Origin of the sequence: Venatorbacter sp. C2-1, from assembly GCF_022832715.1 — a bacterium.
GTDB lineage: Bacteria > Pseudomonadota > Gammaproteobacteria > Pseudomonadales > Oceanobacteraceae > Venatoribacter > Venatoribacter alkanivorans.
Genome location: NZ_CP094879.1, coordinates 820,058 through 834,280, shown reverse-complemented (window position 1 = coordinate 834,280; position 14,223 = coordinate 820,058). Strand labels below are relative to the sequence as shown.

11 protein-coding genes are annotated in these 14,223 nt (G+C 54.7%); 6 read left to right on the top strand and 5 right to left on the bottom strand.

Annotated features, from left to right (window positions below; translation table 11 throughout):
- The first annotated feature begins 133 nt into the window (after positions 1–133).
- A complete protein-coding gene (locus tag MT343_RS03675) occupies positions 134–847 on the top strand; it encodes a substrate-binding periplasmic protein (RefSeq protein ID WP_186435971.1) in 714 nt (237 codons plus the stop codon).
- 16 nt (positions 848–863) lie between these two features.
- On the opposite strand, the gene MT343_RS03670 is transcribed toward MT343_RS03675, so the two are convergent.
- The 3 genes from MT343_RS03670 to MT343_RS03660 all read right to left on the bottom strand — a co-directional run bounded on the left by MT343_RS03670 (position 864) and on the right by MT343_RS03660 (position 3,828).
- Positions 864–1,595: a tRNA-uridine aminocarboxypropyltransferase gene (locus MT343_RS03670; RefSeq protein WP_145469823.1), complete on the bottom strand. Its 732-nt coding sequence runs from the start codon at positions 1,593–1,595 to the stop codon at positions 864–866.
- A gap of 73 nt (positions 1,596–1,668) precedes the next feature.
- Complete coding sequence (locus tag MT343_RS03665) at positions 1,669–2,448, bottom strand: TIGR01458 family HAD-type hydrolase (protein ID WP_145469824.1); 780 nt, start codon at positions 2,446–2,448, stop codon at positions 1,669–1,671.
- A gap of 132 nt (positions 2,449–2,580) precedes the next feature.
- Entirely contained in the window at positions 2,581–3,828 is a 1,248-nt protein-coding gene (locus MT343_RS03660; RefSeq protein WP_145469825.1) for a cytochrome-c peroxidase, read from the bottom strand.
- A 227-nt stretch (positions 3,829–4,055) separates the two neighbouring features.
- Between MT343_RS03660 and MT343_RS03655 the strand changes: the two genes are divergently transcribed.
- From MT343_RS03655 to MT343_RS03635, 5 genes are read left to right on the top strand one after another with little or no spacing between them, the layout of a single operon-like run.
- A complete protein-coding gene (locus MT343_RS03655; RefSeq protein WP_145469826.1) occupies positions 4,056–5,540 on the top strand; it encodes an imelysin family protein in 1,485 nt (494 codons plus the stop codon).
- On the top strand, positions 5,530–7,080 hold the full coding sequence (locus MT343_RS03650; RefSeq protein WP_222428583.1) for a di-heme oxidoreductase family protein: 1,551 nt from the start codon (positions 5,530–5,532) through the stop codon (positions 7,078–7,080). Before MT343_RS03655 ends, MT343_RS03650 begins: the two co-directional genes overlap by 11 nt.
- An 11-nt stretch (positions 7,081–7,091) precedes the next feature.
- The gene (locus MT343_RS03645; protein ID WP_186435972.1) at positions 7,092–8,306 is read left to right on the top strand and encodes a DUF1513 domain-containing protein; all 1,215 of its coding nucleotides are present in this window, start codon (positions 7,092–7,094) and stop codon (positions 8,304–8,306) included.
- Positions 8,307–8,313: 7 nt separating this feature from the next.
- Positions 8,314–9,396, top strand: a complete 1,083-nt coding sequence (locus tag MT343_RS03640; protein WP_145469828.1) for an imelysin family protein — start codon at positions 8,314–8,316, stop codon at positions 9,394–9,396.
- A gap of 32 nt (positions 9,397–9,428) precedes the next feature.
- A complete protein-coding gene (locus MT343_RS03635) occupies positions 9,429–10,607 on the top strand; it encodes a porin (RefSeq protein WP_145469829.1) in 1,179 nt (392 codons plus the stop codon).
- 110 nt (positions 10,608–10,717) lie between these two features.
- Here MT343_RS03635 and MT343_RS03630 read toward each other — a convergent pair whose 3' ends face one another.
- Together MT343_RS03630 and MT343_RS03625 are read right to left on the bottom strand one after the other, a co-directional pair.
- Positions 10,718–11,683 (bottom strand): magnesium transporter CorA family protein, encoded by a 966-nt coding sequence (locus MT343_RS03630; RefSeq protein WP_145469830.1) that lies wholly within the window; start codon positions 11,681–11,683, stop codon positions 10,718–10,720.
- Between the two features lie 95 nt (positions 11,684–11,778).
- Positions 11,779–14,220 (bottom strand): DNA polymerase II, encoded by a 2,442-nt coding sequence (locus MT343_RS03625; RefSeq protein WP_145469831.1) that lies wholly within the window; start codon positions 14,218–14,220, stop codon positions 11,779–11,781.
- Between the last annotated feature and the right edge of the window lie 3 nt (positions 14,221–14,223).

The following is a 14,223-nucleotide window of genomic DNA, read 5'->3' as shown; positions in this document are numbered from 1 at the left end:
ATTCCGTTTATTATCAAAAATCTTTTTACCAGCGTTCAGGCTGTTATGCCCTGTTGCGCTTTTACTCACCTTTTCATCGTTAACGGTTGCGGCTGAAGTTAATCAGGAGACAGGGCAAGCCATTCCGCTGGTCGTGACGTCAACGGTTCAGCCCTGGGGATTTTCTGATACAGAGAAAGCCAATAAAGGCATTCTGGTGGATTTTCAGAACTCGCTGTTTGCCCGCGCCAATATTAAGTTCAACAACCAGCTGGAGCCCTACCCTCGGGTAATTCAGGATATTGAAAAAGGCGACGCCGACATTGCTGTTATGTTTGTCAGTCCACAGGCTGAGCGTATTGCTCACTCACTGGGGTTCGTGCTCAACGAACGCATCGTTATCGTGGTAAAAGCCGGCAGTAAAAAATACCGCTCGCTGGATGATTTTAATGGCCAGAACATTGGTCAGGTACGCGGCTCAAAATATGGCCAGGCCTTTGATACTCATCCGGGCATTACCCGGGTCGCTCTGACCGATGTTGAACAGGGATTAAAAATGCTGCTGGCCGGGCGTCTGGATGCCATGGCCAGCACTGAACATTCGCTGCTGTTTGCCATGTACAGCGCCGGTATCGATGCCGCCGCCGTTCAGCTGGCGTTGCCATTATTTACCGCCCGCGCCGACCTCTATGTCGCCCATCATGCGCTGCAGGCAGAGTGGGTCAAGCCATTGCGGCAGACACTGGAGGCGATGCGCCGTGATGGCAGTCTGACAAAAGCGCTGTATCAGCATAAATACTGGCCTTACGACAGCTACTGTTTCAGCGGCGGTGACTGCCTCAGCGGCCATCAGGTCAGTGGCGACTGAAACGCCCGCCAGCCTTTCAGCGGCCGTCGTACTCCGCACCAAACAACGTGCTCATCTGCCGCTGTGGTTTCTCATTAATATTGGCTTTACCGGCTAAATAACGCTCACGGAAAACTGCAAAATACTCTGCCAGCGCCTGCGCGGCAGCGTGGTCTTCGGCCAGTGTTAATATCTCCACACCGACCTCAGCCGTGCATAACTGATGCAGGTGTGCCGCTTCGCGCAGCTGATATTCCGAACCTTTTTCCGGCTGAATGCCGAGCACCGGCAGAGTCTGCAGATAGGGGCTGCGGAACATTTTTTTCGCTTCACGCCAGGTGCCGTCGAGCATCACAAACAACGGAATTTTGCCCTGCTGCACGGCTGGTAATTGCGCCGGAGAATGAATACAGCGTTCGGGCTGCGCATACTGATGCGGAAACACCACAATCGGGGCATAACGCTCATCCTGCAGCAGCGCCAGTAACTCAGGGTCATGCACCGTCCGCTGCCACTGGTAGGCGTAATTATCGGCCACCACATCGGCAATCAGCCGCCCGGTATTACTCGGTTTAAAGACTTCACCGTGATACATGATAAAAACAAACGCGCTGCGGCTGCTGACTTCCGGCCGCTCGGCACAGATGCAATTGCTGACACCCAGCAGACACTGCGGACAACGCACGGTTTTGCTGCCGCGTGCCAGGAAAGCACGGCGGGATTTCGCCAGTTCCTGCAGGCGCAGGTCAGCGACAGAGTTACGATGCATTGGCGTTGTTACCCACAGGCAAATAAAGAAAAGGCGCGCATTCTACCCTGCACAGGGGCTAACGCGAAGATGGCTACAGGCTGCGCCAGAGCTCGGGTAAACCGGCTACAGAATCCAGCAGGTGTTGCGGCTGCAATCCGGCACTGTCGGCGTCTTCATCACCCGGCCGGTATTTGCCGGTACGCACCAGTGCGCCGTGAATGCCACAGGCCTGAGCGCCCAGCACATCACCGAGGCGGTCATCACCGATCATCAGGGTGTGCTCTGCCGTAACATTAAGCGCCGCCAGTGCCTGCTGAAAAAACGAGGCCGCCGGTTTCCCCATCACCAGCGCCTGCCGCCCAGTGGCGTATTCCAGCGCCTTAACAAAGGGGCCGACATCCAGCTGCAGCCCATCGGCGGCAGCGAAATAGCGCGTCATTCCTAATGCCAGCAAGGGAATATCAGGATCAGCCATCAGCACCCGGAACGCCTGATTCAGCACCTCAAAGGTAAAACCGGTACCCATATCACCGATCACCAGCGCCTCGGTATCGTCACCACCGCTCAGATCAAACATACCGAACTCACTGTACACCGCCTGCGGTAACAGCACATGCAAACGCTGCTTACGCTGTTGCTGCAGCCACAGCCGCGCGGCAATCGGCGGGGTAAGAATATCGGCTTCGTGCGCAGCAATACCGGCGGCCCGCAGATCGGCTGCAATACGGCTGGCGGGTTTGGAGGTGGTATTGGTTAAAAACCGGTAAGGAATGCCCTGCTGCTGCACCCAACTCAGGGTTTGCGCAGCACCGGGCAGTGCTGCGCCTTTAAATAACAGGACACCATCGATATCAAAGAGAACCGCCTGCATAACGCCTCCTCTGCTGTTCTGTCTGCGCGTTCTGTCTGCCCGTTCATCTGCGACAGAATCATCACCTGAATAAACAGACTACTACAAGCTGCAGCAGCCGGCAGAAAACTGCGTTTATCTGCTCAGCGCTTCTCAGTCACACAAGCCATCATCCGGCAACAAATGTTCATAGCGGGCGTCGGTCAGGGTGCGCAGGAAGCACACCAGTGCAGTGACTTCTGTTTCCGTCAGGGTACGCGCCTGCTGCAAATCGTCGTTACTCATGTTGGCACTGATTTCCGGCTCAGCCCAGGGCAGCCCGGTTTCCGGATTTTCCGCAAAATCCGACCCGGTCTTAAAGTGATCGTAAAACTGTACCACCGTCGTCAGATCAGCAAACACGCCGTTGTGCATATAGGGGCCGGTAACAGCGACGTTACGCAACGTCGGGACTTTAAATTTACCGCGCTGCATCTCATCCGTGACGTCCGGATTCGCCAGCAAGCCATCATCGCTGCCGCTCACTCCGCTCAGCTCACGGGCAGCGGCATTCACCGGTACGCCAATGTTGTGGTACTCGTAATTACTGAAGGTTTCCCCGCGCTGCCCCTTGGCTTTTAACTGATGACAGGCGCCACAGTTAGTGAACTGACTGAAAAACAGCGATTTTCCCTGCGTGGCTTTATCCAGCGCATCGTAAACATAGCGATTGGCATCCCCAAGCGGCAATAACGAGCGGTCGTATTTCGAATCGAAAGGGGCAAAGGTATTACTGCGCTCAAAAGCCGCAATGGCATCGGTCATTGCCGCATAGGCGGCATCAGCATCAGCGGTCAGATCCAGCCCGTACAACTGGCTGAAAGCCTCTGTGTAGTCATTATTTTCCAGCAACCGGTTAACCACGGCCGCTTTGTTTTCCATGCCCATTTCAATCGGATTCAGTGGTGGCCCGGCAGCCTGCTGTGCCAGACCACTGGCGCGGCCATCGTGAAACTGACCACCGATATAACCGCTGTATTCCTTCAGACTGCCCGGCACAGTTTCCGCTGCGCGGGTATGGCTGCCCTGACTGAACGCCGGACTGAAGCGCGCATAAGCTGCGGTCGGAGCATTGCGATCACCAAAAGACGTGCCGTTATCGCCACGGGATACCGGGCTCACCTTGCCATCTGCGCCACTGCGGTTATCAACAAAACCATGCTCGGGGTTGTGGCAGGTCGCACAGGACTGAGTGCGGTTGGCTGACAGGCGGGTGTCATGAAACAGGCTTTCACCCAGCGCTTCTTTGCTGACAAAGGCCGGACTCTCAGAGCCGCCACTGCTGCTGCCACCACAACCGGTAATGGCTAACACAACGACAGCCAGCGATACATGTAACGGAAAAAACAACGCTTTATTCATAACCCAATCAGCCAGGTAGCAACAATTCAGACGGCAATGCTACTACAGAGAGTGTGGATATAAAATACGAATCACTCACATATGATTTCACAGTTGCAAATCATTAGCATTTACACTAGATTGCGGCCCCTGACGTTTTTTTACAGATGCGCGACAGCCAGCCCAACGTGTGTTGCCCGGCTTACAACTGTCACCGCCATTCATTTCTGCTCAAACAGGACCCAATCATGAAACTGACACAGCTTGCAGCCTGTATCGCCACCGCCACACTGTTGACCGCTTGCGGTGGATCATCCAGCGACTCAGACTCCTCCGTTATCAACCTGCCGAATGTGCAGAAGGTTCTGAATACCAATGCCGATATCGCCCTGGCCGTTTACAGTGATGCCGTCGATACCGCCATCGACCTGAAAACTGCACTGGCAACCTTCCGTGCAGATCCGACTGAAGCCAACCTGGAAGCGGCTAAGAAAGCCTGGCTGGTTGCACGCGAACCTTACGGCCAGAGCGAAGTTTACCGTTTCCGTAACAGCCCGATTGACTCAACAGACTACAGCAGCGAAGACGGCCCTGAAGGCGATATCAACGCCTGGCCATTAGGTGAAGCCCTGATCGATTACGTCAAAACCAACAGCAGCGACTTTGGTACCGACCAGATTGGTGTCACCGCTAACAGCGCCGGCATTAACGGCAACGGCGCCATTGATGCGACCCACGCCACCAACAACGATGCTGACAATATCATTGGCAACACCAGCGTAGTGATCAACGCTGATCTGCTGGCCAATACCGCCACCGCCGATGATGAGCACGATGTGATTGCCGGCTACCACGCCATTGAATTTATGCTGTGGGGTCAGGATCTGAACACCACCGGCAACACGACTGACGGTACAGACCGTGACAGCGCCGTGAAATCTTATGTGTTTAACCACGGTGGCCAGCGTCCGCTGAGCGATTTCACCCCGGGTTTTGATGGCACAACCACAGACTACAACGCCAACACCCTCTCCCACCGTCGTCATCAGTTTATGGCCGTTGCAGTGGATAAACTGATTGCCGACCTCGAAGCCGTACGCGATGGCTGGAAAGCCGGTGCGGCTTACCGTACAGCCTTCACCACGGTGACCACCGAGGCACAGGCCAAACAAAAACTGGCAGAAATTCTGACCGGTATGGGCACACTGTCCGAAGGCGAACTGGCCGGTGAGCGTATGCAGATTGCCTTCAGCGCCAACTCTCAGGAAGACGAACACAGCTGTTTCTCCGATAACACTCACCGTGATATCTGGCTGGATGCAGAAGGCGTAGCCAACAGTTACTACGGTGCCTATGCCGGTTACGACAGCACGCTGGACGGTACCGATAACGTCACCACCCGTGCCATTACCAATGGCTATGGTATCGACGATTACCTGCGCGATGCCGGTAAAGCAGAACTGGCCAACCGGGTCGAAACAGCGCTGACCACCACCGCAACCCACTACACGGCCATCGATGCCAAGGCCCGTGCCGGTGAACCCTTTGACGTGCTGATTATGGCCGCCAATCAGACCGCCAATAACCCGGTCTACAAAACCATCACCGCACTCAACACCCAGTCGGCACTGATTGCAGAAATTGCCACCACCCTGGGTATCAACGGTTCTGTTGTTGATCCTGACGCATCCGCCTGTGATACCAAGGATCCACTGGCATCCTGTGACGAATAATCACCAGCCAATGAATGCATTATCGATGCTCAGCCAGCCGGGTTTTACCCGGCTGGCTTTTGTCTTTTCAGCCGTACTGAGCCTGAGTGCCTGCCAGCCTGCTGCGCCATCCGCAAACACGGCAAAGGCAGCAACACAGTCAGCTGTACCTGCATTAAGCGACAGCGAACGCCTGCCCGGTGGCATTGGCAGCAGTGCCATCATGCCTTTTGCCAGCTACGAAAAACCCGTTACCAATTTACCCCTCAGTGCCAAAGCCGACTTTTTTGCCGGTAAAGCGCTGGCGCACCAACCCTGGGTAAAAGCGCCGACCGCCACCACCGCACGCGATGGTCTGGGCCCGCTGTATAACGCCCGCACCTGCCTGGCCTGCCACATTAACGGCGGCCGTGGTTCGGTTCCGGCCGATAACAACAGTCCGCTGTTTAATGCCTTCCTGCGGCTGAGCCTGCCGGGGTCTGATCCGGTTGCCGGTGTTATCCCCGAACCTGTGTATGGCGATCAGCTGCAAAGCCAGTCAACCGCGCTGTCCCATCAGCTGCGCAGCAGTCAGAACGATCTGGTCAGGCCCGATGAGGTAGCACCGGAAGCCTACGTTTATCTCAACTGGCAGACCCGTTGGTTCACCTATCCCGACGGCCAGCAGATTGAATTGCGCTGGCCCGAAGCCGATATCCGCAATCTGGGTTATGGCCCGCTGCACGAGCACACACTGTTCAGTCTCAGGGTCGCGCCACCGATTCATGGCATGGGTTTGCTGGAGTTAATTGATCAGGCCGATATTGATGCCCTGGCCGATGAACACGACCGCAATCAGGATGGTATTTCCGGCCGGGTCAATCAGGTCTGGGATGTGGAACAACAAAAAACCGTCCCCGGTCGTTTTGGCCTGAAAGCCAACCGCCCAACCATGGCGATGGTGGTCGCCGGTGCCTTTGCCAACGACGTTGGCATCAGTAACCCGCTGTTTCCGGCCCAACCCTGCACCAGCGCGCAGAGCATCTGTTTACAGCAAGCCACTGGCAACGATAAACAGGGCAATGATCAACAGGGGACCGAGCTGCCGCAAAAACTGCTGCAGCTGGTGATCAATTTCAACCGCAATCTGGCGGTGCCACAACGCCGGGATGCCGATCATCAGGACGTTATTGCCGGGCGCTCACTGTTTTATCAGAGCGGCTGTGCGGGCTGTCATCAGCCATCGTTTGTCACCGGCGAAAGCCGCGAATTCCCTCATCTGAGTAAGCAGATTATCTGGCCATACAGCGACCTGCTGTTGCACGACATGGGGGAAGAACTGGCCGATCAGCGCCCGGATTACACCGCCGATGGCCGCGAATGGCGGACGCCACCGCTGTGGGGACTGGGCCTGAGCCAACAGGTCAATGGCAGCACCACTCTGCTGCACGATGGCCGTGCCCGTTCAGTCGAAGAAGCCATTGTGTGGCACGGCGGTGAAGCCCTTGGTGCACGCCAGGCCTTTGTTAATCTGCCGGCCGAAGAGCGCAAGGCTCTGATCCGCTTTGTACAATCGCTGTAAGTGGAATGTGTATGAAATCCAGATTTTCAGCTTCAACGGCGACTGACCTGCATGAACAGGGTCAGCAACGCCGCCAGACCTTAAAAACACTGCTGGCTCTGGGTCTTGCTCCGGCAACCGCCGGCTTGCTCAGCGCCTGCAATAAGGCACCCGACTCATCCGCCGCTGCGCAGGAATTCTGGGTATCCGCTCAGGGCCGTGATAGCAGCCAGTTCGGCCTGGGCTGGGTACAAACCGCGGCAGGCTCTGCCGGCCAGAGCGCTCATACCGCAGTCAGTGGTTTCCGCGGCCATGGCGCAGTACAGCATCCGTTGCGTCCGGATTCCGTACTGATGGTCTCGCGCCAGCCCGGCACCGAGTGCGTGGAGGTTAATCTGCTCAGTGGCGATATAACGGCCCGTTTTGCCTGTCAGCCCGGACGCCATCTGCACGGTCATGCCTGCTTCAGCGCCGATGGCCGGCAGCTGTTTACCACAGAGTCTGATTTTGTCTCCGGCCGGGGGAAAATCGTGGTACGCGATGCCAGCACCTACCAATGGCTGGGGGAGTTCGACAGCCACGGCATTGGTCCGCACGAATTAAAGCTGATGCCCGATGGAAAAACACTGGTCGTCGCCAACGGCGGTCTGCGCACGCATCCGGACAGCGGACGTGAAATTCTTAACCTCGACACCATGCGTTCCAGCCTGAGCTACCTGCGCGCCAGCGATGGTGTATTGCTCGACGAACAGACCCTGACCGAACCCAAAGCCAGCATCCGCCATCTGGATATTGCCGCCGACGGCACCGTCGCCGTGGCCACTCAGGTGCAGAGGGCCGCGATGGCAGACAACCATATAGTCGCCCCCGGAGCCGTGCACACACCGGGTAAAACACTGCAGCCGCTGCCAGCCCCCGTGCCGCTGCTCAGTCAGTTTAACGACTACATGGGCAGTGTTGCCGTGCATAACGGCGAGCGTATTGCCGGTTTCAGCAGCCCGCGTGGCAACCTGGTCGCTTTCTGGCATCTCGACCGCTATGAACTGCTCGGCTATCACGCCTTTCACGATGTCTGCGGCCTGACCGTAAGCCATGATCAGCGCTGTTTTGTATTGTCCAATTCCGCCGGCCAGCTGCGCCGTATCGATGCAAAAACCCTGCAGGAACAGCCCGGTCTGCGGCTGCAGATTCCTGCAATGCACTGGGACAATCACATGATTTCTTTAACCCTGAACACCATCAGTTGAGCAACCCATGAATTTTTTATTGTTTCGTTCACTCCTGTTTTCTGCTGCCGGATTGTTATTAACCGCCTGCGGTGGTGAACGCGTTAATGATCCGGTCACCGTCACACAATCATCGCTGAATAAAGCGCTGCAGGAACTGACCGACAACAGCATTATTCCGGCGGTTAATGATTTCGCCAGCCAAAGCGCTGCATTAACCAATCAGGCTGAAGCGTTCTGCAGCGCTCCGGATGCTGCCGGACTGACGGTTGTGCAACAACAATGGCGTACGCTGGCCGACAGCTGGTATCGCTTATTACCGTTAAATTTCGGCCCGGCCGACGATGATCTGGTATTTCCGCCATATATTTATATCGACTCCCTGCGCCAGCGCGGCAATAACTACAGCGCCACGGTCCGAAGCGAAATCAATACCCTGCTGGGCAACAGTACAGAATTAAACAGCAGCTACTTTGATAACCGTAATTTTCAGTACGTGGGATTACTGGCTCTGGAAATTTCCGTCTTTGAACGCGCTGCCGATGCCAGCAAAAACGCCACCGATATTGTTGCGGAATATCAGGCCCAGCCGCGCAAATGCGGCATTCTCACCGGCCTCAGCAACGCCCTGCAGGTGAAAGCCGATTACATCCGCAATGGCTGGACGCAGAGTCACAAAGCCACCGGCAAACCTTACCGTGGGTTATTTCTCAGTAATCAACTGGATGATGGCACCCCCGCCCTGACCCAGCTGCTGACCAGTGCGCAGGAATTTCTCGATTATTTACAGCAACGCAATGTCGCCACCGTCGCCGCGCAAAGCAGTGGTTACAGCTGGCCACTGATGGCCACGGCGATCGACAGCATTGAAGAAATTTTACAGGGCAACAGCGCCAGTACCCTGAGCCTGTTTTCACTGATGAGTGCTGCCGGTTACGACGCGGCGGTCAGTGCTGTGCGCTCGAATATTGCAGCCGCACGGGACAACATCAGCAATCAGGATGCCCTGTTATTCAAATCCTCGGCAGCACAGCTGGATGGCAATTTTAAACGTGAAATTCCGGACGGGCTGGAAGTTGATCTGGGCATCAACTTTACCGACGGCGATTAATTATTAAATTATTTTATAAGGGCAGATAGTCAATGAAAGCCAACCTGAAAAAACACGCCGCCCTGTTAGCCGGTGCGGTATTACTGGCCAATACACAACTGGCTCAGGCTGATGATCAGCAAACCATTATCGAGCTGCAGAAACGTATCGAACAGCTTGAACAGAGCATGAACGAGCGCCTGAATGCGATGGCCGACAGCATGGACAGCGCCCAACAATCGTCCGGCGCGGCTAAAAAAATGCATATCGGCGGTTATGGCGAAATGCATTACAACCATCTGGATGTCGATGGCACCGATACCCGCCAGATTGATTTACACCGCATGGTGCTGTTTTTTGGCTACGACTTCAGCGACCGCGCCCGCTTTGTGTCTGAATTTGAAGTGGAACACACGCTGGTCAGCGATGGTGCCCGTGGTGCAGTAGAAATCGAACAGGCCTACGTTGAACTCGACCTGATGAGCAATATGCAGTTCCGCAGCGGTGTGATGCTGATGCCGGTAGGCATGATTAATGAAACCCACGAGCCACCGACGTTTTACGGTGTTGAGCGACCGGTGATTGAAACCACCATTATTCCGACCACTTGGTATTCCGCCGGTATCAGCATTACCCACCAGCTGGATAATGGCATCAGTTACGACCTGATGATTTCTGAAGGTCTGAAAACCGATGATCCAACCTACAACAGCGATGCCGATCCGTTTGATCTGAAATCCGGCAAACAAAAAGCATCCTTTGCCGATGCCTTCGATCTGGCCGTGACTGGACGCGTTGTTTATCGCGGCAGTGCCGGTCTGGAACTGGCGGCTTACGCGCAGTATCAGCCGGATCTGGATCAGAGCGCAGAAATCTCTTATGCCGACGATGCAACCCTGCTCGGTGCGCATGTGATTTATCAGCTGGGTGATATCACCACCAAAGCGCTGTACGCCCGCTGGGATTTAGGCGGTGATGCCGCTGACGCTGCCGGTAAAGCCGTACAGGATGGTGGTTACGTTGAAGTGAATTACCGCCTGAACGAACAATGGGGATTTTTTGCCCGCCAGAGCGCCTGGTCACAGAAAGATGATATGAACGCCAGCCAGAGCGATGCCGGTGTTAATTATTACCCGGTTGAAGGCATTGTGTTTAAAGCCGATATCCAGCAACAGAATGAAGACGCCGGTAACGCCGATGGCTTTAATCTGGGGATGGGTTATATGTTCTGATCGGGACTTCTATTTAAAGAGAGTTCTGAGACTTGTCATAAAAAATGCCGGTGCGGTTTTCCGCCCCGGCATTTTTTATGCCTGCCTGTTGCTGTGACGTGAAACCGGGCTCAGAGCCAGCGCATACGCCGGAACAGCCAGAGTAATCCAACCGCCAGAAATCCCATAAAACCGAGCAGGATAAAATAGCCATCCTGAAATTTAAGCTCAGGAATATATTCAAAGTTCATACCGTAAAGCCCAGCGAGAAAACTCAGTGGTACGAAGATCGCGGTAATTACCGTCAGTACGCGCATGGTACTGTTCAGCTGATGCGAGGTAATGGAAATATAACCATCCACCAGATCACCGCAAAGATCATAAAACATCTGAGTCAGACTGTGCAGGCGCTCAAAACGATCGTGCAGATCGTTAATCACATGACGCATGTTTTCATCGTCCGGGAAAAAGGCATATTCCCCGGTGCGTAACTCGTCGGTGATGTTTTTATGGTAATTAAAGGTACGGCGTAATTTCACCAGCCGTGATTTATAATTCATCAGCTCGCGCATATGCTCATCACTGCCCGCTTCTGACAGTTCATCTTCGAGCTCACCCAGACGTTCTTCAAAGGCCAGAATATTATCCAGATAGATCCCGGCCGAGGTATGCATAATTTTCAATGCCAGCTGTGCCGGACTGCGCTGCAGATAAATACCGCCATTATCGGCCAGCAGACGATCAATACTCTGGGCGGCCTGCGGGTGACGGGTCAGCAAAAAACGTTCACCGACAAAAAACGACAGCGACTGGCCGGTATAATTCAGGCCAGCATCAAAACCTGCAATACCACGGTAGAGAATAAAAATATGATCGGAAAACTCTTCAAGTTTCGGTGGATGACGGTCACGCAGGGCGTCTTTGATGGCCAGTGGATGACAACCAAAGGTCTGCAATATATCGCGTTCCTGTTCGGCATCGGCCTGCTGACTGTCAACCCAGATACGACTTTCAGGCTGCGCCCGCCAGGCATCAATCAGCTCGGCACCGCCACTGCTGATCTGGCCCTGTGCGTTAATTAATATTGTCCTGATCACAGGTTTCTCCTTGCCGATAGGGCGATACATAAGCGTCAGAGACAAAGGTCGGGTAAAACCACTGCTCAGTCAATGCTGTTACTGCTAATGCCTTGTCAGAACAAAGCCATCTGCTGTCCGGCCAGGGCGGTAAAATCATCGTCGATGTAATGAAAAATAGCATCCGCCGTGGGTTTCAGCTGTTTTTCCAGATAATGATGATAATCGGCCGCGGCACCTGCACTGCCATCCGGCCAGACCGGTTCCGGGCCGTTCACCGTCCAGCGATAGGTAATCCAGCCGCCACGTTCGGCAAAACGCGAAGGTAACCCTTTTAATGCCAGCCATTGCTCCAGTTTGGCCGCAGCCTGGGCATGGGGCGGAATATTTTTCTGATAAGCCGGTAATGGCCGGCGCAGACGCCGGCGATAGGTCAGCAGATGATCCAGCTTGCCGGTTAACAGGCTCTGCACCTGTTCGCGCAGCCAGTCCTGATAAGGTTCCTGCAAAAAAATACGGCGGTATAACTCTGTCTGAAACTGGCGCGCCAGCGGTGTCCAGTCAGAACGGACCGCTTCCAGTCCTTTAAACACCAGTTCACTTTCACCACTGTTATTTTTTATCAGACCGGCATAGCGCTTTTTGCTGCCGGTTTCTTCCCCGCGGATAGAGGGCATAAAAAAGCGCCGGTAATGGGTTTCGTATTCCATTTCCAGAAAGCTGTCGATACCAAATTCCTGCGGCAAACGTTCAGCCCACCACTGGTTCAGTTCGCGTACCAGACGCTGGCCAATAACGTCCGCTTCAGCATCGCTGACACTGCGCTTGAGCCAGACAAAGACCGAATCGGTATCGCCATAAATCACATCAAAGCCCTGTTCTTCAATCCAGGCTGAGCTCTGCTGAATAATCTGATGGCCGCGCAGGGTAATGGAACTGGCCAGACGGGTATCGTAAAACCGGCAGCCATCGGAACCCAGTACGCCATAACAGGAAGCCATAATCACTTTAATAGCCTGACTCAGGGCTTTATTACCGGCTTTTTTCGCCTGTTCGCGCTTATCACCCAGTACCCGGATAAGTTCCGGCAGAATATGTTGCTCTTGATGAAACTGCGCACCAAAAAAACCGGGCACAATATCGCGGGCTTCGGTGCTTTTTTCCGCCAGGCGCAGGCCTTCAGCCAGGCCCATAGGATCAATTTTAAAGGTGCGGATAATCGACGGGTACAGACTCTTAAAATCCAGTACCAGCACATGCTCAAATAATCCGGGGCGTGAATCCATCACGTAACCACCGGGGCTTTTCTGCGCGTGGTAACCTTCGCCAATATTAGGCGCCACAAAACCTGCGCGGTGCAGACGCGGCAGATACATATTTTCAAACGCTGCGACCGAGCCCCCCATACGGTCCATGCTGAGGCCGGTCATATGGGCACGTTCGATGGTAAAATTCAGCAGATCGGCCTTTTCAAAAATCCGCCAGACCAGTTCGCAGTCTTTCAGGTTATAAGCCGCCAGAGCGGCTTTATCATGAATAAATAAATATTCGATATCACCGCCGCGGTCATCGCTCTGCAGCAGCTTGCTGTCACCGAGAAAATACTGGGCAACATCATTCAGGGCAAAACTCTCAAACTGCCAGGTGGCATTACGCAGCAGGTCGATGCCATCAAGCACAACCCGGCCGGCAATATGCAGAAAAATCCGGTCAGGGTTATTGGCACTGACCCGCCAGCTTAACTCGCTGCCGTCGCGGCCAATAGTGAATGGAATGTTGTGCTCGGCGCATTTGCGCCGTAAAAAATCAAAATCGAACTGAATAACGTTCCAGCCCATAATCACGTCCGGATCGTAGTCGGCAATTAATTGCAGAAAACGCCGCAGCAGCGCCGCCTCATCGGCCACTAATTCAGGAGAACCACTGTCGTCAGTAGTGGCGGCAGCATCTGAATCGCCAACCATTACCACCTGTTGCCAGTCATCGGCATAAAAGCCGATGGAAAACAGCCGGTCAGGCTCTCCGCGGCGCGGAAAAGAGGTTTCTATATCCAGTGATACGCAGCGGAAAGGTGGCAGCGTGGCAAACGCCGACTGCCCGGCCGGCAATGCCCGTAAACGTCCGCTCTGCTCATGTGAAAACGATCGTTGTTCATCCGCGACCAGTCTGTCTGGCAGCTGTGCTGCGCCATAAATAAAGCGTTCCATCAGATAACGGTCGGTGGGGCGGATATCCACCTCGCGGCAAATAATGCCCTGCTCAAGTAAAACATCACGCCAGCGGTAGGTATAAGACGACGGCAGATAACAGGCGCTGGCCGGCTGTGCGGCAAAACTGTGCAGCGGCACATCGGCAATGCGCACCGGCCAGTTGAGGGTACGGGCAATATCGGCAGCACGTGCCGCATGTTCACGGTCAATAAAACACACCGCCGGCTGACGGATCTGCTGACACACAGGTCCGCGCGCGGTATGCCACCAGAACGTCAGTACGGTGTGCAGGCCATCGTCTTGCTGCAGGTCGGTCCAGCTGCTGGTCAGCAGAAAAGCGTTGTTCATAGG